We start from the raw sequence: 18,489 nt of genomic DNA on the forward strand, positions 1-18,489 counted from the left end.
CCCAAGACCACGACCCGCAAGACGACCCAACGACCCAAGACCACGACCCGCGAGGCGACGCAGCGGCCGAAGACCGGGACGTTCAGCGCGTTGCTGCTACCGAAAACCAGCAGGTGGACTCCACGGCGGGCGAAGGCCGGCACGCGGGTGGCAGGCCAGGGAGCACAAGATCTGGCCCGCGAGGCGGTTGGCGAGGAAAGTGAACAGGTGCCACGCAGATCCACCGCGTGACGCCGGGGGGTCCGCGGCGGCCGGTAGCCGAAGGCGGTGCGCTTCTGTCGGATGGCGGGCGCTGTCGGCACGGACCGCGGCCGGGAACTCACCGCAGCGCAGCGCAGCGCAGGGTCAGCGCTTGCGAAGCGTCAGCACCTCGGCTCGGCTGGCAGGAGGGGCGCCCAGCCGCACGCCGGCGCGGCCGGCGTTCATGCGGACGGGCCTGCGGCCTCGTGTGTGTCAGCTGGTGGGTCCTGAATAGTCATGCGGGCGTGGACCTTGGCCGCCGTTGTTTCCAGGGTGGCTCGGGCGTCCAAGCCCAGGCTTTCGATCGCTACCAGGGCCGTGATGACCACGTCCGCCAGCTCCGCCGCTACGTCGGACTTTGTGTGTGTTGTGCCTTTGCGGGGGTTCTGGCCGCGGACGCCGATCCAGGCGCTGGCTACTTCGCCAGCCTCCTCCGTCACCTTCAGGATTCGGTAGCTCAGCTCAGACTCGTCGCGGCCGTTGGCCGCGTCCAGCCATTGTGTCGCCGCCGGGATGAGCGCCCAGATCGTGTCCGTCACGTCGTCAGTGTCGCGCATCGGTGGTTGCCCATCGGGCAAAGGTTCCCGAAGCGGCGCCGTCCGTCAGACCCGCCGGTAGCGTCGCCCGAAAGCGGCCCGACGGCACTTCGAGGAGTCCGCCATGTCTTCAGCGACCACCGCCCGCTCGACCGAGGTTACCGTCGAGTTGCACGTCAACGGGCGGGTCTATCCCGCGCGGCTCGACAGCACCACCACCCTGCTCGACGCCCTGCGCGACGATCTGCACCTGACCGGCACCAAGAAAGGATGTGATCAGGGCGCCTGCGGCGCGTGCACCGTACTGCGCGACGGCAAGCGGATCGTGTCCTGCCTGACGCTGGCCGCGCAGTGTGACGGCAGCGAGATCACCACCATCGAGGGGCTGGCCGAGGACGGCGTACCGCATCCGGTGCAGGACGCCTTCGTCAAGCACGACGCCATGCAGTGCGGCTACTGCACCGCCGGCCAGGTGATGTCGGCCGTCTCCCTGCTCGGCGAGGACGAGGACCGCCGCGCGACCGACGACGACATCCGCGAGTTCATGAGCGGCAACCTGTGCCGCTGCGCGGCGTACCCGAACATCGTCGCCGCCATCCGGGAGGTGGCCGGCGAATGAGCGACATCGAGTACGTCCGCCCGACCGACACAAGCAGCGCCGTCACCCTCGTCGCCGAGGACCCGGACGCCGCCTTCCTCGCCGGTGGCACCACGGAGCTGGACCTGGCGCTCAAGGACCGGGTCATCCGTCCCAGCCGGTTCGTCGACATCGGACGGTTGCCGTTGCGCGGCGTCACGCGCGAAGGTGACCGGCTGCGGGTGGCCGCACTGACCACGATGGAGGAGCTCGCCGCCGACCCCACCGTGCGGTCCAGGCTGCCGTTCGTCCGCGAGGCCCTGCTGCTCGGCGCCTCGACCCAGCTGCGCAACATGGCCACGATCGGCGGCAACCTGTTGCAGCGCACCCGCTGCCGCTACTTCCGCGACCCGGCCGTGCACGCCTGCAACAAGCGCGAGCCCGGCTCCGGCTGCGCCGCGATCGAGGGTGTCGCCCGGATGCACGCGATCCTCGGCGCCGGGCCCTCCTGCATCGCGCTGCACGCCTCGGACCTGTGCGTCCCGCTGGTCGCCATGGACGCCGAGGTCGAGCTGCTCGACGCCGACGGCACGCGGCGGGTTCCGCTGACGGAGTTCTACCGCACGCCCGGCGACCGGCCCGACGTCGAGAACGTGCTGCGGCACGGCGAGCTGGTCACCCACGTCGTGGTGCCGCTCCTGCCGGCCGGCACCCGGTCGGGTTACATCAAGGTGCGCGACCGCCAGTCGTACGAGTTCGCGACCACCTCGGCCGCCGCCGCCGTCCAGGTCGAGGACGGCACGATCACCGCCGCCAGGATCGGGCTCGGCGGTGTCGGCACAGTCCCGTGGCGCGCCTGGGAGGCCGAGCGGGTCCTGGTCGGCGCCCCGGCTAACGAGCGGACCTACCGCGCCGCCGCGGAGGCGGCCATCCGCGACCCGTTCACGGTGCCCGGCACCGCGTTCAAGGTCGAACTGGCGAAGCGCACCATCGTACGGATCCTGCGGACGGTGACGGCATGACGGCCACGCTGAACAAGGAAAACATCATCGGTCAGCCCATCGACCGGGTCGACGCGCGGCGAAAGGTCTCGGGGGCGGCGCCGTACCCCTCCGATTTCGACCTGCCCGGCCAGGTGTACGCGGCGCTGATCTCGTCGACCGTCGCGGCGGGGCGGATCACCCGGATCGACCGGTCGGCCGCGGAGGCCGCGCCGGGCGTGCTCGCGGTGCTCACCTACGACAACGCGCCGACACTGGCCGATCCGCCGACCAACGCGCTCGGCTCCACGATGCGGCGACCGCTCAAGGACGACCGGATCCTCCACTACGGCCAGCACATCGGCATCGTGGTGGCGACGACCCGGGCGCAGGCGCTGGCCGCCGCCGAGCTCGTCGAGGTCGACTACGCGGTCGAGGAACCCGTGCTCGACATGGACGACCCGAGGGCGCGGGTCGAGGACAACCCGTTCGGCATGGAGACCAGCCGCGGCGACGTGGTGGCCGCGCTCGCCGACGCCGACGTCACCGTGGACTCGACCTACACGATCGGCGCCGAGACCAACAGCCCGCTGGGCCTGTTCACCACCGTGGCCAGTTGGCAGGGCGGGCGGCTCGTGGTGCACGACACCACCCAGGCGCCGTCGTTCATGCGCAAGGCGCTCGCGGTCATGTTCGGCGTGCCCGAGGAGAGCGTCCGCCTGCTGATCCCGTTCCTCGGCGGTGGCTTCGGCGCGGGTCTGCGGCTGTGGAGCCACACCGTGCTGACGGCGTTGGCCGCCCGGGTGCTGGACCGCCCGGTCAAGCTCGTGCTCAGCCGGCCCCAGATGTTCACCTCGGTCGGGCACCGGGCCGCCAGCCGCCAGCGCATCCGGTTGGGCGCCCGCTCCGACGGTCGCCTGGTCGCGATCGACCACGACGCCCTGGCCGCGAACGGCATCGGGGACAATCTGCCGTCGCCGATCGTCGCCGGCACACCGTCGGCGTACGCGTGCGACAACCTCGCCACCCACGAGCGCCGGGTCCACCTGAACATCCCGTACACCGGCTTCATGCGGGCGCCCGGTGCCATCGAGGAGCATTTCGCGCTGGAGTCGGCCCTCGACGAGCTGGCGGGCCGCCTCGGGGTGGACCCGGTCGACGTGCGGTTGCGCAACTACGCCGACGTGCACCCGGAGTCCGGCAAGCCGTGGTCCAGCAAGGCACTGCGCGAGTGCATCGAGGTGGGGGCCGAGCAGTTCGGCTGGTCGAGCCGGGACCCGGCGCCGCGGTCGACGCATGACGGCGACTGGCTCGTCGGCCAGGGCATGGCCGCGGCGACCTTCGAGTTCTACGCCCTGGACTGCGACGTGCGGCTGACTATCGACCGCGGTGGCAACGCGATCCTGCGCTCCGCGGCGACGGACATCGGCACCGGTACGTACACGATCACCGCTCAGCTCGTGGCCGAGCTGCTCGGGATCGAGGTCGAGCGGGTCCGGGTCGAGATCGGCGACACCGACCAGCCGCAGGCCCCCCAGTCGGGCGGCTCCGGGCTGGCCGGCGCGCTGGCCGCGGCGGTGCAGGACGCGGCGGGCGCGCTGACCGAGCGGCTCGCCCGCCTGGACGGTCGCCCCGGGGAGTCGTTCGCCTCCCTGCTCGACCGGCACGGCCTCGACGAGCTCTCGGCGAACGGGCACTCCGATCTGGCCGCCGCGGCCGAGGATTCCGACGTGGCGCCGGCCGGCGCGTTCGGGGCCGCGTACGTCGAGGTCGGTGTCGACGAGGATCTCGGGCTGGTCCGGGTCCGCCGGCTGGTCTCGGTGATCGACGGCGGCCGGGTCTTCAACCGGAAGACGGCGCGCAGCCAGGCGATCGGCGGTGCCGTGATGGGCATCGGTGCGGCGCTGCTGGAGGAGGCGGCGTACGACCCGAACGATGGCCGCGTCGCCAACGGCACGTTCGGCGACTACCTGGTGCCGGTCAACGCGGACGTGCCCGACATCGACGTCACGTTCGTCGGCGAGCCGGACACGTTCAACCCGACCGGCAGCAAGGGCCTCGGCGAGATCGGCATCGTGTGCATCCCGCCCGCGATCGGCAACGCGGTGTTCCACGCGACCGGGCGGCGCGTCCGGGACCTTCCGATCACTCTGGACAAAATGCTGTAAGGCTTGACGGGCACTATTCGCTCGATGAATAGTGTCCGTCATGTCGACCGCGCATGTGCTCCTCGGGCTGCTCGCCGGCGGTCCGCTGCACGGCTACGAGCTCAAGCGCGCCCACGACCAGCGGCTGCCGCAGGCCAAGCCCGTCGCGTTCGGGCAGGTCTACGCGACCCTGGGCCGGCTCCAGCGCGACGGCCTCGTGGTCACCGCGGGCCAGGCCCAGGAAGGTGGACCCGAGCGCACCGCCTTCCAGGTGACCGACGCCGGCCGGCAGCGGCTCGACGAGTGGCTCGCCGAGATCGAGCCGCCGGCGCCGTTCGTCAGCAGCACCCTGTTCGCCAAGGTGGCCGTCGCCGTGCTGGTCGACGGCGCGCAGCGGGCCCGCGACTACCTCGTCGCGCAGCGGGCCGCCCACATGGGCCGGCTGCGCGAGCTGACCGCGATCAAGACCGACCCGGCCAGCCCGCTCGGCGACGTGCTCGCCGCCGACTTCGCGATCCTCCATCTCGACGCCGATCTGCAGTGGGTGAGCAACACCCTGGAACGCGTCGCCGACCTGCATCGGGAGGTGCAGCCATGACGATCCTGCGTGCCCGCGGCGTGGTGAAGTCCTACGGACCGACGCCCGCGCTGCGCGGTGTCACCATCGACGTCGCCGAGGGCGAGATCCTCGCGGTCACCGGCCCCAGCGGCTGCGGCAAGTCGACGCTGCTGCACTGCCTGGCCGGCATCCTGCGGCCCGACGCCGGCGAGGTCAGCTACGGGGAGCACCGGCTCGACACGTGGTCGGAGCGGATGCGGGCCCGGCTGCGCCGCACGGAGTTCGGCGTGCTGTTCCAGTTCGGGCAGCTCGTCACCGAGCTCACGGCGGCCGAGAACGTCGCGCTGCCGCTGCTGCTCGCCGGCACGGGGCGGCGAGAGGCGCGGACGGCCGCGGTGGGATGGCTCGACCGGCTGGGTGTCGCCGACCTCGCCGACACCCGGCCGGGCGAGATGTCCGGCGGCCAGCAGCAGCGCTGCGCCGTGGCCCGGGCGCTGGTCACCGAGCCCCGGGTGCTGTTCGCCGACGAGCCGACCGGCGCGCTCGACTCGCGTACCAGTGAGCAGTTGCTCGGCGAGCTCGTCCGGGTCGCCCGCGACCAGCGCACCACGGTGCTGCTGGTCACCCACGACGTGCAGGTCGCCGCGTACGCGGACCGCGAGGTCGCCCTGCGCGACGGCGCTGTCGACGCGTCCGGGCTCGGCCTGACCGCGGTGCAGGGCAGGCACGGGCGATGAGGCCGACCACCGTGCTCCGCCTCGCCCTCGCGGGCACCCGCACGGACGGCCTGCGGGTGGCGCTCACGGCGTTCAGCGCGCTGCTGGCCACGCTGGCCATCCTCGCGGCGCTCACGGTCATCGCCATCCCCGAGCTGCCCTACCCCGACGCTCCGGGCCAGTTCCGGCACAACGAGCACTACGCCAACCCGCTGCTCGACGAGCCCGGCCTGCGCTTCGGCACCGCGTTGACGCTGCTGCTGCTCACGATCCCGGTCATCGCGCTGGCCGCCCAGTGCACCCGGCTCGGCGCACCGGCCCGCGACCGGCGGCTCGCCGGCTTCCGGCTGGCCGGGGCCACGCCGGGCCAGGCGACCCTGATCGCCGTCGCCGAGACCGGCCTGGCGGTCCTGCTGGGCGCGGCGGCCGGCACCGGCGTCTACTTCGGACTCCGGGTGCCGCTCGACCGCACGGACGCGAGCGGTCTGCGGGCCCTGCCGACGGACGTGCTGCCCCCGACACCGGCGATCGCCGGCGTGATCGCCGCCCTGCCCCTCGTCGCCGCCCTCGCCGCCGCGCTGCTGATGCGCCGGGTGGCGATCGGGCCGCTCGGCGTCGTCCGCACGGCGCGCCGCAAGCGCGGCCCGCTGCCCTGGCCCGGCGTCCTGATCGTGCTGGGCCTGATCAGCTTCAGCAGCCTGGTGCCGGTGATCAGGTGGTTCACCGAGCGCGAGTCCGAGCCTCCACTGTGGCTCCTCAACCTCCTCGGCATCGGCGGTGCGGTCATCGCGATGCTCGGCGTCGTCCTCGGCACCGGCTGGATCTCCCACGCCAGCGGCCGGATCCTGCACCGGTTCGAGCGGTTCCCCTCGGCGCTGCTCGCGGCCCGCCGCCTGACCAACGACCCCTGGCACGGCGCCCGCACCTTCGCGGCCCTGCTCGCCTGCGTGATCGTCGGCGGCGGTGCGGCCATGATGCGCGGCTACTTCGAGATCCAGCGCGAGCTCGAGCTGCGCTCGATGGAGAACGACGCGCCGCGATACGCGTACGAGGGCGACAACTTCTACCTGGAGTCGATGAACCTCGTCGACCTCGCGATCGTGGCCGCCGTGGTGATCGCCGCCGGCGGGCTGCTGGTCGCGGTCAGCGAGAGCATCGTGTCGCGCCGCCGGGCGTACGCGGCGCTGGTCGCCTCGGGTGTCCCCCGCGGCGTGCTGGCCCGCTCGGTGCTCTGGCAGGCGCTGGCCCCGACCGTGCCGTCCGTGCTGCTCGCGCTCGCCGTCGGCACCCAGCTGCTGTGGTCGTTCACCGGCACCGAGGTCAGCAACTACGGGCTGTCCGCACCGTTCACGGTGCCGTGGGACACGATCGCGTCGTACGGCGTGCTGGCCGTCGCGGCGGTCGCGGCGTCCGTCGGCATCAGCCTGCTGTTCCTGCGCGGCAGCACGGCGGTCGAGGAGCTGCGGGCCACCTGATTGACTGTCCTGATGCGACCGGCCGCCGACGAGGTGCTGCACTTCTCCCAGGATCCGACGATCACCCGCTTCGTGCCGCACGTGGCGGCGACGGCGAAGGAGACAGAGGCGTACGTCTGGGCGGTCGGCGCCGACCGGGCGCCCGACTACTGGTTCCCCCGCGACACCCCGCGCGCGATGGCCTGGGTGGTGCCCGGCACCACCGACGCCGACCGCGACCGGATCATCGGCGCGGGCGCGGGCCGGCGCGTGCACGCCGTGGAATACGGCGCCCTGGAAGCGATGCGCACGGTCGAGCTGTACGGCTACCGCCTCCCGGCGGCCCCGTTCCGGTCGATCGGGCACGCGCTCGTCGCGACCGAGCCCGTGGAGCCACTCGGCCCGGCGGAGCGGGTCGGCGACCTGTTCGCGCTGCACGAGGCGGCCGGCATCCAGCTCCGCGTGCTGCCCGACCTCTGGCCGTTCTGGGACGAGGTGGTCGGCAGCACGCTCGGCTACAGCGGCATCAGGCTGCGCTACGCGCGGCCCGCAGCTCCTCCAGGAGATAGAGCCAGATCTCGCTGATCGTCGGGAAGCTCGCGACCGCGTGTCGCAGCGCGCCGACCGGCACCCGACCGATCACCGCCACCGTCGCGGCGTGCAGGAGCTCGCTGACGCCGGGCCCGACGAACGTCGCGCCGACCAGCGTGTCGCCCGCGCGGTCGAGCACCAGCTTGGCCCGGCCGACGTAGTGCTCGCGGGCCAGCCGCGCCCCGTCGATGCCGGCGAAGTCGCGCTCCACCATTTCCACGGCGATGCCCCGGTCGCGGGCTTCCGCCTCGGTCAGCCCGACCGAGGCCACCTCGGGGTCGCAGAACACCACCTGCGGCGCGCCGTCCCGGTCGGCGAGGTCGGTGTAGGGGTTGTAGGGCCGGTCGTCGAGCGGCCGCCCGGCGGCCCGGGCCGCGATCACCTCGCCCGCGATACGGGCATGATATTTCCCCATATGGGTGAGCAGTGCCCGGCCGTTGAGGTCGCCCAGCACGTAGAGCCAGTCGGTCCCCGGCACCGTCATGTGGTCGTCGACCTCCACGAAACCCCGCGACGTCGTGGCCACGTCGACCGTGTCCAGCCCGATCTCCCGGCTGTTCGGCACCCGGCCGGTCGCGACCAGCACCTCGTCGGCGACGATCTGCTCCCCCTCGCCCACGGTCACCGTGACCGGGCCGCCGTGCCGGCGGCCGATCCCCCGGTCGTCGACCCGCTCGCGGGCGACCGCCGTCACCGGCGTCCCGGTGCGCACCACGATCCCGTCGGCCTCGAACGCCTCCCGCACGAGGTCGCCCGCGAACGGCTCCTTCATGGCCATCAGCCGCTCGCCCGGGAAAACCAGCGTCAGCTCCTCGACGCCGAGCCCGCGCAACCAGGTGGCCGCCTCGCAGGCCACGATGCCGCCGCCGATCACCACGACCCGGCGCGGCACCTCGTGCACGTTGGTCACGTCCCGCGACCGCCACGGCTTCGCGTCGGCGAGGCCGGCGATCGGCGGCATCGCGGAGTCGGTGCCGGGCGCGAGCACCACGGCGGCCCGGGCGGTGATCTCCCGGGTCCGCCCGTTGTCGCTGACCTCGACCGTGCGCGGCGCGGCCAGCCGGCCCCGGCCGCGGAGCACGTCGACGCCGTTGCTGAGCATCACGTCGACGGACTGCTTGTCGTCGTGGTGGTAGGTGATCTCGTCGCGCCGGGCCATGACCGCGTCGGCGTCGACCCGCCGGCCGTTGACGAGCTGGCGCATGCCCGGCAGGTCGACGGCGAGGTTGCGGGCCTGCACCGGCAGCAGCAGCGCCTTGCTCGGCATGCACGCCCAGTAGAGGCACTCGCCGCCGACGCGGTCCTGCTCGACGAGCGCGACGGAGAGCCCGGCCTGGCTGCTGTAGAGCGAGATCGTCTCGCCGGGCGGCGCACCGCCCACCACGATCACGTCCCATTCCGAACGGGCGGGATTGACGGATCCAGCCATCGCTGCCTCCTTGGTTCCCCCAGCGTCCAGCCAAGCACGACGCCCGGCGGCTACTGGCGGGTAACCAAAGACTGCGCGGTGCGCAGCGGCGGTCAGGCCGCGACCGGCACCGCGGCCGGAGCCACCTCGGGCTCGGCGATCCGGTGCGGGCGCACGACCAGCAGCAGCGCCAGGGTCGCGGCGACCATGCCGCCCGCGACCACGGTGGCCATCCCGAGGCCGTCGTTGCCGAGCACGCCGACCAGCGGCGCCGCGAGCGCGCCGGTGCCGAACTGCACGGCGCCCAGCAGCGCCGCCGCGGTGCCGGCGGCCTCGCCGTGCCGGGTCATCGCGACGGCCGACGCGTTCGGCATCGCCAGGCCGCCCGAGAAGAGCACCAGCCAGAGCGCCGCGAGCAGGGTGGCGAGCCCGCCGAAGCCTGTCGCGGCGAACACGACCAGCAGCGCTCCCGCGGCGGTGCCGCCGGTCAGCGCCGCGACCAGCACCCGTTGCGGGGTCCACCGGCGCAGCAGCCGGACGTTGAGCTGCGTGGCCGCGATCAGCCCGACCGCGCCGGCACCGAACGCGATGCCGAACTGCCGCTCGTCCAGGCCGTACTGGTCCTGGAAGACGAAGCTCGAGCCCGCCACGTAGGAGAACACCGCCGCCATCGCGAAGCCCGCGACCAGCACCATGCCGACGAAGACCCGGTCGCGCAGCAGCGCACCGTAGGTCCGGACCGTGTCGACCGCGCCCCCGCGCCGGCGCCGCGCCGGCGGCAGCGTCTCCCGCAGCGCGAACAGCGCCGTCAGCATCAGCGCCACGCCGAACAGGCCCAGCACCACGAAGACGCCGCGCCAACTGGTCGCCTCCAGCACCGCGCTGCCGACCGTCGGCGCGAGGATCGGCGCGAGCCCCATCACGAGCATCAGCCGCGAGAAGAGCCGGGCGAACGCCGTACCGCTGAACAGGTCCCGGACGACCGCCATCGCGACCACCGTGGCGGCCGCGACGCCGAGCCCCTGCACCACCCGCAGCGCGCCGAGCACGCCGATCGACGGGGCCACGACGCACAGCGCCGACGCCACCACGTGCAGCGCGAGGCCGGCGAGCAACGGCCGGCGGCGGCCGTAGGCGTCCGCGATCGGACCGATGACGAGTTGCCCGAGGGCCAGGCCGACGAGCGTGCCGGTCAGCGTGAGCTGCACGGCGGTCGACGTCGTCTCGAGATCGGCGGTGAGCGCCGGCAGCGCCGGCAGGTACATGTCGATGGTCAGCGGACCGACCGCGATCAGCGAGCCGAGGACGACGACGAGGCGCACGCGCTGGCGCAGCGACATGAGATCGCCGGGGAGGGCGGGGGGATCGATCACATCAGCCTGCAAATCCGCCGCCGCACGCACCATTCCCGCGGCCGGTGGTGTTTCAGCTCACAGGTCCCTTTCGACGGACAAGGCAAAGAAATCCATCGATTCCTTGTACGCGTCGCGGCGCGTCGCGACCATACGCGCGACCGTTCACCCACAAGGGAGCGACATGCGGATTCCCCGAATCATCCCGATCCTGCTCACCGCCGCCGTAACCGTGGCCATGACCGCCACCACAGGGGCGAGTCCGGCGGCGGCGGCCGTGCCCGGGCCGAACATCCCGCTGGCCAACGTGAAGGCGACCCTGACGCAGCTGCAGAGCATCGCGACCGCCAACGGCGGCAACCGGGCGCACGGACAGCCCGGCTACCTCGCGTCCGTCAACTACCTGCGCGGCCGGCTCGACGCCGCCGGCTACACCACGGCCGTGCAGTCGTTCAGCTACGGCGGCGCGACCGGCTACAACCTGATCGCCGACTGGCCGGGCGGCGACACCACCAATACCGTGATGGTCGGCGCGCACCTCGACAGCGTGGCCGCCGGCCCCGGCATCAACGACAACGGCTCGGGCTCGGCGGCGATCCTGGAGGTCGCGTTGGAGGTGGCCCGGCAGGGCGTCACGCCCACGCGGCACCTGCGGTTCGCCTGGTGGGGCGCCGAGGAGCGCGGGCTGATCGGCTCCGACTTCTACGTCGACAGCCTGAGCGCGGCCGCGCGGGCCAACATCGAGGCCTACTACAACTTCGACATGGTCGGCTCACCGAACGCCGGCTACTTCGTCTACGACGGCGACAACTCCGACGGTACGGGCGCCGGACCCGGCCCGGCCGGCTCCGCGCAGCTCGAGGCCACGCTGGTCGCCTACTTCAGCGGCATCGGCGTCGCCACCGAGGGCACCGACTTCGACGGCCGCAGCGACTACGGCCCGTTCATCGCGGCCGGCATCCCGGCGGGCGGCACGTTCACCGGCGCCGAGCAGCGCAAGACGGCCGCCCAGGCGGCCAAGTGGGGCGGCACGTCCGGCACCGCGTTCGACGTCTGCTACCACCGCGCCTGCGACACCACGGCGAACATCAACGACACGGCGCTGGACCGCAACGCCGACGCCATCGCGTACGCCGTCTGGAACGTCGCCGTCAGCCCGCCCGCACCGCCGGCCACCGTCTACAGCGACACGTTCGAGACCGCGACCGGCTGGACCACCAACCCGGCCGGCACCGACACCGCGACCCTGGGCCAGTGGGAGCGCGGCGACCCGGCGGCGACCACGTCCAGCGGCGCGAAGCAGCTCGGCACGACCGTCAGCGGCACCAACGACCTCGTCACCGGCCGACTCGCCGGCGCGGCCGCGGGCGATTACGACGTCGACGGCGGCACCACGACGATCCAGTTACCGGCGATCGCGCTGCCGGCCACCGGCCCGCTGACCCTGTCGTTCTCGTGGTACCTGGCGCACGGCAGCAACTCCAGCAGCGCCGACTCGTTCTCGGCCGCGGTCGTGCACAGCGGCGGCACGACCACGCTGTTCACCCAGGCCGGCGCGGCCAGCAACCGCAACGGCGCCTGGGCCACCCGCACCGCGAACCTGACCGCGTACGCCGGTCAGTCGGTCCGGATCGTCTTCCGCGCCGTCGACGCGAGCACCGCCAGCCTCGTCGAGGCCGGCGTCGACGACGTCCGCATCACCCAAGGCTGAGTGCGCACCGGGCCCGCCGGGCTGACAACCCCGGCGGGCCGCTCAGCGTCCGAGTCTCACGATCTTGACCTGGTGGCCGTCGCTGAACGCCACCTCCCGGCCGTCGGGAGCGAACGACGGGTCGAAGAGCCGGTCGGGTGACGAGTGCAGCTCCCGCGTCTCACCGTCGCGCAGGTCGACCAGGAGCAGCCGCCAGCGGTCGAACTTGGTGACCGTCACCGCGGCCGTCTCCTCGTCCGGCGACAGGTCGAGATCGGGCGGCCCCTGGAAGGTCGGCCCGATCCCCTTGTAGGGCACACCCTGGAAGCCACCCAGGTGTACGGACCAGCGGCGGTTGTCCCGATCCGTCTCCGCGCCGGCCGCCTCGTCCCGGGTCGCCACGAAGACCAGACCGCCCCACCGGGTCAGCACCGGCGAGCGGGCCGACCCGCCGGCCGCGCAGGTGAGGTCGGGCAGCGCCGGCGCGAGCCGGCCGTCGGGCAGGCCGATGGTCGACAACCACCAGCACCGCTCGTTGACGCCCGAGCTGTAGCCGTTGCTGAGGTCGGCGCTCAGCGTCACCTCCGCCACCCGCGACCGCAGGTCCGCGATCCGCGCGAACGTGCGCGCCACGGGGTCGAAGGCCAGCAGACGGGTGGAGTCGCAGTCCAGCGCGACGCCGAGCCGGCCGTCGCCCATGCGGAACAGCTCGGCCGGCACGCCGCACGCTTCCGGGAGACTCTCCCGGGAGGCCACGAAACGCTCGCGGTCGCCGTCGGTCGAGCCGCGCGACCAGATCTCGACCTGCCCGGAGCCGGCCTGGCGCAGGAAGTAGATCGCGTCGTCGGCGAGCCAGACCGGGGACGTCCGCACGACGACCTCGGCCCGTGGCGCGGCGCACCCGCCCAGCGCCATCACGAGCCAGGCCACCAGCAGGCTCGTCGCAGGCTTCCCTCGGTTCACTCCGGCCCCAACCTTGTCGCAATGAGGGACGACAGTACAGCCCCGGCCCGGACGGGCATACCAGCGCCGCGTCCGGGTATGCGCACGACCATGGCCGGCCACGGCCTCGGGAGGAGTCCGCCATGACCGACGAACAGCCTTTGGAAGAGTCCGACGAGGTCGCGGACGCCGTGGGGGACGACACCGCGGTCGGCGCCTTCGAGACCGGCGGTGGGCCGGACGCCGACACACCGGTGTTCCGCGAGCCGGGCTGGCAGCCGCGCACGGGCGCCGAGCAGCCCTGGGACCCCGAGGATCTCGCCGAGGCCGAGGGCAAGGACCCGACCCCGGAGAACGTCGCCCGCGCGAAGGCGGAACTCGACGAGGACGGCCCGGCCGCCATCGACCGGACCGTCCCATGAGCGAACCTCACACGGCGTTGCGGCGGATCACCTCGCGGAACCAGAGGGCGCTGTCCTTCGGGACCCGGGCCTGGGTGGCGTAGTCCACGTAGATCAGGCCGAACCGCTTGTCGTACCCGTACGCCCACTCGAAGTTGTCGAGCAGCGACCACGCCAGGTAGCCGCGTAGGTCGGCGCCCCGGCGGATCGCGTCGTGGACCGCGCGGACATGGCCGTCGAAGAACTCCACCCTGTCCGGGTCCGCCACCCGGCCGTCGACCAGCGTGTCCACGTAGGACGCGCCGTTCTCGGTGACGATCAGCGGCGTGCCCGGGTAGTCGACGGAGAGGCGGACCAGCACGTCGCCCAGCCCGCTCGGGTCGACCGGCCAGTCCATCGCCGTCACCGGGGCGTCCTGCGCCGGGTAGGCGATCCCCTCGCTGCCCGGGTAGACCGGGTTCGGTGGCGCGCCGACCTGCGCCGCGACCACCGACGGCTGGTAGTAGTTGACGCCCAGCAGGTCGATCGGCGCGGCGATGGTCTCCGCGTCGCCGTCCCGGATCACCCCGGCCGCGCCGAACCGCTCGAACAGCTCCCGCATGTCCGCCGGATAGCCGCCCTTGAGCACCGGGTCGAGGAAGATCCGGTTCTGCAGGCCGTCGATCAGCAGGGCGGCCGCCTGGTCGTGCGGGTCGGTCGGGTCGTGCGGCGCCACCCTCGTCAGGTTCAGGGTGAGCGACACCTCCCGCGCTCCCCCCGCCCGCAGCGCCGAGACGCCCTCTCCGTGTGCCAGCAGCAGGTGGTGCACCGCCTCGAACGCCGCCCGCGGGTCCCGCCGGCCCGGCGCGTGCGCGCCGCTGGCGTAGCCGAGGAACGCCGAGCACCACGGCTCGTTCAGCGTCGTCCAGGCGGACACCCGGTCGCCGAGCCGGGCCACCGTGGCGGCGGCGAGCTCGGCGAACGAGTGCGCGGTGTCCCGGTTGGTCCAGCCGCCCCGGTCCTCCAGCACCTGCGGCAGGTCCCAGTGGTAGAGCGTGACCATCGGCTCGATGCCGGCGGCCAGCAGCGCGTCCACGAGGCGGTCGTAGAAGTCGAGCCCGCGCGGGTTGACCGGGCCGCCGCCGTCCGGCTTGATCCGGGGCCAGGCGACCGAGAACCGGTAGGTCCCCAGGCCCAGGTCGGCCATCAGCGCGACGTCGTCCGCGAACCGGTGGTAGTGGTCGCAGGCCACGTCGCCGTTGTGCCCGAAGTCGACCTTCCCGGGCGTACGCGCGAAGGTGTCCCAGATGGACGGTGACCGGCCGTCGGCCTGTGCCGCCCCCTCGACCTGGTACGCCGCCGTGGCCGCGCCCCAGCGGAATCCGTCCGGGAACCGCAGCAGGTGCGTGTCGGTGGCTTCCTCGACGATGGTCATCCTTTGACGGCTCCTTGCATGATTCCTCCGATGATCTGTTTGCCGAGCGCCACGAAGACGACGAGCAGCGGCAGGATCGCGATCAACGCGCCGGTCAGCGACAGCGAGTAGTCCGTGATCCGGCCGGCCGACAGCGTGGAGAGCACGACCTGGACCGTCGGGTCCTCCGGCGTCAGCACGACCAGTGGCCAGAAGAAGTCGTTCCACGCGGTCAGGAACGTCAGCATGCCGAGCACCGCCGCCGCGGGCCGGGCCGCCGGCAGCACCACGTGCCAGAAGAGCCGGATCGTCGAGCAGCCGTCGACGCGGCCGGCCTCCAGGAGCTCGGTGGGGACCGCTTCGGACAGGTACTGCGTCATGAAGAACACGCCGAAACCGTTGACCATCGCGGGGACGATGACCGCGTAGATCGTGCCCGTCCACTCGATCTTCGCCATCAGCATGTAGAGCGGGATGATGCCGAGCGTGGTCGGCACCATCATCGTCGCGATGATGCTGAGCAGCAGGATGTTGCGGCCGCGGAAGCGCAGCTTGGCGAAGGCGAAGCCGGCCAGCGTGGAGAAGAGCACCACGCTGATCGTGATGGCGCCGGAGACCAGGAACGAGTTGATCAGGGCCTGCTCGAACGGGACCATCGTGAACGCCCGCTTGAGGTTGAACCACAGGTTGCCGCCGAGCAGCATCGGCGGCGGCACCTTGCCCAGCGCGCTGTTGTCCTGCGAGGCGACGACGACCGACCAGTAGAGCGGGAAGAACGAGAAGAACGCGATCGCCGTCAGCATCAGGTAGGTGAGCTTGCCCGGGCGGCGCCGGAACGACCGGCGGATCCGCTTGCGGGTCGACGGCGGCGGGCTGACCCGGTGCGACGGGGGTGCGAGGGTAGTGGCCATCAGCTCCTCCGAAGCCGGCTGGTCAGCGCGAAGTTGATCGCCGCGACGATGACGATGATCAGGAACATCACCCAGGAGCTCGCGGACGCGTAGCCGAAGTCGAACCGGCCGAACGCCACCTCGTAGAGGTAGAGCGCGAGGGTCTGGAACTGCCGGTCGGAACCGCCCGTCAACCCGTTGCCGCCGAACAGCAACGGCTCGGCGAGGACCTGCATGCCGCCGATCGAGGAGATGATGACCGTGAAGATGATGGTCGGCCGGATCGCCGGCACCGTGATCTTCCGGAGCTGCTGGAAGCTGCTGGCGCCGTCGAGCGAGGCCGAGTCGTAGAGCTCCTTCGGCACCGCCTGCATCGCGGCCAGGTAGATCAGGGCGTTGTAGCCGGTCCACCGCCAGATGATCATCAGCGAGACCGCCAGGTGCGAGCTCCACGAGTTGGCGGTCCAGTCGACCTTGTCGACGCCGAACAACCCGAGCACCCAGTTGATCAGGCCGTAGTCGCGCCCGAAGAGCTGGCTGAAGATGATCGCCACGGCCGCGACGCTGGTGATGTTGGGGATCAGGGCGCTCATCCGCCAGAACGTCTGCCCGCGCAGCCGCTGGTTGAGGATGTGCGCCAGGACCAGCGCCATCAGGAGCTGGGGCACCGTGGAGAGCACCCAGATGGAGACGGTGTTCCACAGGGCGTTCCAGAAGGCCGGGTCGGCCCAGAGCGCGCTGTAGTTGCCGAAGCCGATCCAGGTGTGCTCCTCCTCCAGCAGGCTCCACTCGTGCATGGAGACCCAGGCCGTGAAGATCAGCGGAAAGACGCCGAACGCCAGGAAGAGGAGGAAGAACGGCGCGATGTACAGGTAGGGCGAGCCCTTGACGTCGAGACGGTGCAGCAGGCCCCGGCGCGATGAGGGCCGCTCATCCACCGGCCTTTCCGTCACCAGCTGGGTCATCCCCGTAACCTCCGGTTTGCTAGGTGCGCGCCGTGGTCCCGGGCGCTGACGCGCACCGGGACCAGGCGAGCGGGGATGGACTTAGAGGAGTGCCTTGACGTCGGTCAGGACCTGCTGCCAGGACGCGTCGGGCGTCTGCTTGCCCTGCTCGATCCGGGTGAGGCCGTTGATGATCTGGGTGTTGATGTCGCCGGCCTTCGGGCCCAGGTACTGCGCCTTCATGGTCTGCACGGACTTCGAGAAGATCTGGCCGACCGGGGCGTTGTTGAAGTACGGGTTCACGAAGTCCTTGATGACCGCGTCCTCGTAGAGGGTCACGGTGGACGGGAAGTTGCCGTACTTCTGGAAGACCTTGGCCTGCTGCTCGGGCGCGGTCAGCCACTTGGCCAGCTCGTACGCCTGCTTCTGGTTCTTGCTCTGCTTCGGCACGGTCAGCCAGGAGCCGCCCCAGTTGCCGCCACCGCCGGGGACGTCGGCGATGTCCCACTTGCCCGAGGCGTCCTTGGCCTGGGTCTGGATGTAGGCCATCATCCACGACGGGCAGCCCAGCGTGGCGAACGTGCCCTTGGCGAAGCCGGCGTTCCAGGCGGGGGTCCACGCCTCGGCGCGGGCCGACAGGCCGGAGGTCACGGCCAGCGCGGAGAGGTCGAACGCCTTCTTCACCTCGGGGTTGCTGTCGACCACGACGTTGTCGCCGTCGTAGAGGCCGACCGGGGCCTGACCGAGGATCGAGCGGTACATGACCGTCGGGCCGTCGAAGAAGTGCGCGCCCGGCACCTTGGCCGCCTCGAACTTCTTGCCGGTCTCGATGTAGGCGTCCCAGGTGGGCCAGAGCTTCGAGACCTCGGCGCGGTCGGTGGGCAGGCCGGCCTTCTGGAACAGGTCGGTGCGGTAGCACATGGCCATGCCGCCGACATCGGTGCCGAGGCCGATCGTCTTGCCGTCCTTGGACGTCGCGACGTTCCACTTCCACTCGGGCCACTGGTTCTTGATGTCGCCGGCGCCGAGCTCGTTGAGGTCGACGAACTTCGACGGCTGGGCCGTGAACTGGCCGATCCAGCCTTCCTCGAGCGCCTCGATGTCGGCGGCGCCGGTGTTCGTCGCGAGGTGCGCGGCGAGGTTCTTGTGGTGGTCCTCGGTCTTCGTGATCCGCTCGGTGATCTTCACGTTGGGGTGGAGCTTCTGGTACTCCTCGTAGAGCTCCTTGTATCCGAACTCGCCGAACGTCGCGACCGTAAGGGTGACCGGACCGTCGTCGGCAGCTTGGTTGTCGCCGTCGCCGCTCCCGCACGCCGCCGTCGCGAGCAGTGCGACGGCGACAATCGGGACGACCGCGGTGAACCTGCGCATGGACTCCTCCAGGCGATCGGTTGTGTGGGCAGGTTTTGGAGAGCGCTCTCCAACGCAGGTGTGGCGGTCGGCGGCAACGCGGTCGAAGCTGGTTCTGGGACGGTGGTGGTGGTCGTGTGGTGCGTGTCGCCGGATGAGAGAGAGCGCTCTCACTTGGGTTCCGACCATCGAGGACCGTGAGCGCCATGTCAAGGATCCGTTGCGGTTTCGTTACATCCTGCGAGATCGGCCTGGGAGAGCGCTTCCCCTACGGTGCCCGCACGGGCGGGCGGCGTCAATAGATCGAGAATCGCGAATC

18 protein-coding genes are annotated in these 18,489 nt (G+C 71.7%); 10 read left to right on the forward strand and 8 right to left on the reverse strand.

Features of this window, described 5'->3' with window-relative positions; all coding sequences use genetic code 11:
- A partial coding sequence (locus tag Asi02nite_RS36155) for a hypothetical protein (RefSeq protein ID WP_203718550.1) occupies nt 1-231 on the forward strand: 231 nt, incomplete at its 5' end.
- 191 nt (nt 232-422) lie between these two features.
- On the opposite strand, the gene Asi02nite_RS36160 is transcribed toward Asi02nite_RS36155, so the two are convergent.
- Nucleotides 423-779: a MazG-like family protein gene (locus Asi02nite_RS36160; RefSeq protein ID WP_203718551.1), complete on the reverse strand. Its 357-nt coding sequence runs from the start codon at nt 777-779 to the stop codon at nt 423-425.
- Nucleotides 780-900: 121 nt separating this feature from the next.
- Between Asi02nite_RS36160 and Asi02nite_RS36165 the strand changes: the two genes are divergently transcribed.
- The 7 genes from Asi02nite_RS36165 to Asi02nite_RS36195 are packed head-to-tail and all read left to right on the forward strand — an operon-like array spanning nt 901 to nt 7,794.
- Complete coding sequence (locus Asi02nite_RS36165) at nt 901-1,395, forward strand: (2Fe-2S)-binding protein (protein WP_203718552.1); 495 nt, start codon at nt 901-903, stop codon at nt 1,393-1,395.
- Entirely contained in the window at nt 1,392-2,375 is a 984-nt protein-coding gene (locus Asi02nite_RS36170) for an FAD binding domain-containing protein (RefSeq protein ID WP_203718553.1), read from the forward strand. The genes Asi02nite_RS36165 and Asi02nite_RS36170 overlap by 4 nt, the downstream gene beginning before the upstream one ends.
- A complete protein-coding gene (locus Asi02nite_RS36175) occupies nt 2,372-4,501 on the forward strand; it encodes a xanthine dehydrogenase family protein molybdopterin-binding subunit (protein WP_203718554.1) in 2,130 nt (709 codons plus the stop codon). Before Asi02nite_RS36170 ends, Asi02nite_RS36175 begins: the two co-directional genes overlap by 4 nt.
- A 40-nt stretch (nt 4,502-4,541) precedes the next feature.
- A complete protein-coding gene (locus Asi02nite_RS36180; RefSeq protein ID WP_203718555.1) occupies nt 4,542-5,078 on the forward strand; it encodes a PadR family transcriptional regulator in 537 nt (178 codons plus the stop codon).
- Nucleotides 5,075-5,776, forward strand: coding sequence for an ABC transporter ATP-binding protein (locus Asi02nite_RS36185; protein ID WP_203718556.1), 702 nt, complete (start codon nt 5,075-5,077; stop codon nt 5,774-5,776). The genes Asi02nite_RS36180 and Asi02nite_RS36185 overlap by 4 nt, the downstream gene beginning before the upstream one ends.
- Nucleotides 5,773-7,230 (forward strand): ABC transporter permease, encoded by a 1,458-nt coding sequence (locus Asi02nite_RS36190; protein WP_203718557.1) that lies wholly within the window; start codon nt 5,773-5,775, stop codon nt 7,228-7,230. Before Asi02nite_RS36185 ends, Asi02nite_RS36190 begins: the two co-directional genes overlap by 4 nt.
- A gap of 12 nt (nt 7,231-7,242) precedes the next feature.
- Entirely contained in the window at nt 7,243-7,794 is a 552-nt protein-coding gene (locus Asi02nite_RS36195; RefSeq protein ID WP_203718558.1) for a DUF6886 family protein, read from the forward strand.
- Here the strand turns inward: Asi02nite_RS36195 and Asi02nite_RS36200 are convergent.
- Together Asi02nite_RS36200 and Asi02nite_RS36205 are read right to left on the reverse strand one after the other, a co-directional pair.
- Nucleotides 7,736-9,229, reverse strand: a complete 1,494-nt coding sequence (locus tag Asi02nite_RS36200; protein WP_203718559.1) for a dihydrolipoyl dehydrogenase family protein — start codon at nt 9,227-9,229, stop codon at nt 7,736-7,738. The genes Asi02nite_RS36195 and Asi02nite_RS36200 overlap by 59 nt on opposite strands.
- A gap of 92 nt (nt 9,230-9,321) precedes the next feature.
- Complete coding sequence (locus Asi02nite_RS36205) at nt 9,322-10,581, reverse strand: multidrug effflux MFS transporter (protein WP_505606638.1); 1,260 nt, start codon at nt 10,579-10,581, stop codon at nt 9,322-9,324.
- A 163-nt stretch (nt 10,582-10,744) separates the two neighbouring features.
- Here Asi02nite_RS36205 and Asi02nite_RS36210 point away from each other — a divergent pair, with 163 nt between their 5' ends.
- Nucleotides 10,745-12,271 (forward strand): M28 family metallopeptidase, encoded by a 1,527-nt coding sequence (locus Asi02nite_RS36210; protein ID WP_203718560.1) that lies wholly within the window; start codon nt 10,745-10,747, stop codon nt 12,269-12,271.
- Nucleotides 12,272-12,313: 42 nt separating this feature from the next.
- On the opposite strand, the gene Asi02nite_RS36215 is transcribed toward Asi02nite_RS36210, so the two are convergent.
- On the reverse strand, nt 12,314-13,213 hold the full coding sequence (locus Asi02nite_RS36215) for a TolB-like translocation protein (protein ID WP_203718561.1): 900 nt from the start codon (nt 13,211-13,213) through the stop codon (nt 12,314-12,316).
- 122 nt (nt 13,214-13,335) lie between these two features.
- Between Asi02nite_RS36215 and Asi02nite_RS36220 the strand changes: the two genes are divergently transcribed.
- On the forward strand, nt 13,336-13,614 hold the full coding sequence (locus Asi02nite_RS36220; protein ID WP_203718562.1) for a hypothetical protein: 279 nt from the start codon (nt 13,336-13,338) through the stop codon (nt 13,612-13,614).
- Nucleotides 13,615-13,621: 7 nt separating this feature from the next.
- On the opposite strand, the gene Asi02nite_RS36225 is transcribed toward Asi02nite_RS36220, so the two are convergent.
- The 4 genes from Asi02nite_RS36225 to Asi02nite_RS36240 form a co-directional block, all read right to left on the reverse strand.
- On the reverse strand, nt 13,622-15,007 hold the full coding sequence (locus Asi02nite_RS36225; protein WP_203718563.1) for a GH1 family beta-glucosidase: 1,386 nt from the start codon (nt 15,005-15,007) through the stop codon (nt 13,622-13,624).
- A complete protein-coding gene (locus tag Asi02nite_RS36230) occupies nt 15,004-15,834 on the reverse strand; it encodes a carbohydrate ABC transporter permease (RefSeq protein ID WP_373312400.1) in 831 nt (276 codons plus the stop codon). The genes Asi02nite_RS36225 and Asi02nite_RS36230 overlap by 4 nt, the downstream gene beginning before the upstream one ends.
- A 62-nt stretch (nt 15,835-15,896) precedes the next feature.
- The gene (locus tag Asi02nite_RS36235; protein WP_203718565.1) at nt 15,897-16,841 is read right to left on the reverse strand and encodes a carbohydrate ABC transporter permease; all 945 of its coding nucleotides are present in this window, start codon (nt 16,839-16,841) and stop codon (nt 15,897-15,899) included.
- A gap of 81 nt (nt 16,842-16,922) precedes the next feature.
- Nucleotides 16,923-18,191 (reverse strand): ABC transporter substrate-binding protein, encoded by a 1,269-nt coding sequence (locus Asi02nite_RS36240; protein WP_203718566.1) that lies wholly within the window; start codon nt 18,189-18,191, stop codon nt 16,923-16,925.
- Nucleotides 18,192-18,489 lie beyond the last annotated feature (298 nt).

The organism is Asanoa siamensis, from assembly GCF_016862555.1.
Classification (GTDB): domain Bacteria; phylum Actinomycetota; class Actinomycetes; order Mycobacteriales; family Micromonosporaceae; genus Asanoa; species Asanoa siamensis.